Annotated in this window: 3 protein-coding genes; 1 reads left to right on the top strand and 2 read right to left on the bottom strand. The window is 39.3% G+C overall.

Translation table 11 applies throughout. The features are described 5' to 3' along the window. A partial coding sequence (locus tag MF4640_RS18670) for an IS5 family transposase (protein ID WP_153042489.1) occupies nt 1-426 on the top strand: 426 nt, incomplete at its 5' end. Between the two features lie 29 nt (nt 427-455). Here MF4640_RS18670 and MF4640_RS18675 read toward each other — a convergent pair. Beyond that, nucleotides 456-1,379 (bottom strand): diguanylate cyclase domain-containing protein, encoded by a 924-nt coding sequence (locus tag MF4640_RS18675; protein ID WP_227518691.1) that lies wholly within the window; start codon nt 1,377-1,379, stop codon nt 456-458. A 5-nt stretch (nt 1,380-1,384) separates the two neighbouring features. Beyond that, nucleotides 1,385-1,498: IS3 family transposase (locus tag MF4640_RS20015; protein WP_161944396.1), on the bottom strand; the 114-nt coding region annotated here is incomplete at its 5' end.

Genomic DNA, 1,498 nt, shown 5'->3' on the forward strand with positions numbered 1-1,498 from the left:
GTCAGTGATTCACAGGTGCTTGGTGATTTACTTAATCAGATTCCACAAGATGAGCGGATTGACTCTGTTTATACCGATGGAGCTTATGACACCAAGCAATGCCGTCAGGTCATTGCAGATCGGCAAGGGCATGCGGTGATTCCACCTAGAAAAAATGCGAAACCATGGAAAGATACAAAGAGTAGCTCGCTAGAGCGAAATGAATTACTTCGAACAGTTACACGTTTAGGCAGGACACTATGGAAAAAATGGTCAGGCTATCATCGGCGAAGTTTGGTTGAAACTAAGATGCATTGCATCAAATTATTAGGAGATAAACTCAGTGCAAGGAGTTTTGATAACCAAGTGAATGAGATCCATGCACGTGTAGCCGTCCTTAACAGATTTACGGAATTAGGTCGACCACTTACCCAAGTTACGCCTTAAATTTGGCTCAATTAGGGGCGCTTTGCATTTCAAATCTTTGTGCAACAAAGCCGTTTGATACTTGGTAATACGATTAATATTTCGTCTCCTCCCCAACGAATGAGAGTGTCCTTGCTACGTAAATTTTTGGAGAGCTCATGCATGACTTGTTGTAAGACCTTATCTCCTAATGCATGACCATGAGTATCATTAATCGTTTTAAAGTAATCGATATCAGCCAATAACACGCAGCAAGAGTTATCTTCATTGCACATGTCTTTTTGAATGGTATCTAGAAGATGTTCACCATAGCGACGATTAAAAATACTCGTCAAACTGTCGTAATTGGCCCACTCTTCAAGTTGACTCTTGATCTCGATATGATGATTAATATTTCTACCGATACTCACATTGTGTGTAATTGTGCCATTACGGTCTTTTAGAGGGGATGAAACGAGCTCTAAGAAATGCTTTTCATATACATGGTCTTTATTTTCAATATCCTGATTTTTTATTCTTTGTAGTTCTATCAGCTTTTGATCATGTGGATATAATTTTGTGATAGGTTCATCTTTTAAATCTGCTAGGGTGTAGCCCGAGAGTTCCTCTGCGGCATGATTCATAAATTTAATTTTAGCTTGATCATCCGTGATCACTATCGTATCGGGTGTTGTATTGATTGCTGCAACCAGCATCGCTTGATATTTAAGACTTTCGTTTTTTTCCGTGATATCTCGTTGAACGGATACAAAATGGGTGATTTCACCTGTTTCAGTTTTAATCGGGGAGATGTTCCACTCTACATCGTACGGTGTTTTATCTTTGCGATAATTAATCGTATGGTTATGGAAAAATAGTCCATTAGATATGCAATCTTTTAATTCCTGAATCACGGTTAGATCTGTCTCAGGCCCTTGTAAGATACGGGGCGATTGTCCAATGAACCGTACCGGGTTTGTCGGAGAGTTTTTTATTTAAGTTAGGCCACCTGACCTAACGGGTTAATCTTATCATAGTACATTGCTTCAAAATCAAAAGGTGATACATAACCTAGTGCACTATGTACACGCTCTTTATTGAACCAATCTACCCA

The organism is Acinetobacter sp. MF4640 (assembly GCF_002018895.1).
GTDB lineage: Bacteria > Pseudomonadota > Gammaproteobacteria > Pseudomonadales > Moraxellaceae > Acinetobacter > Acinetobacter johnsonii.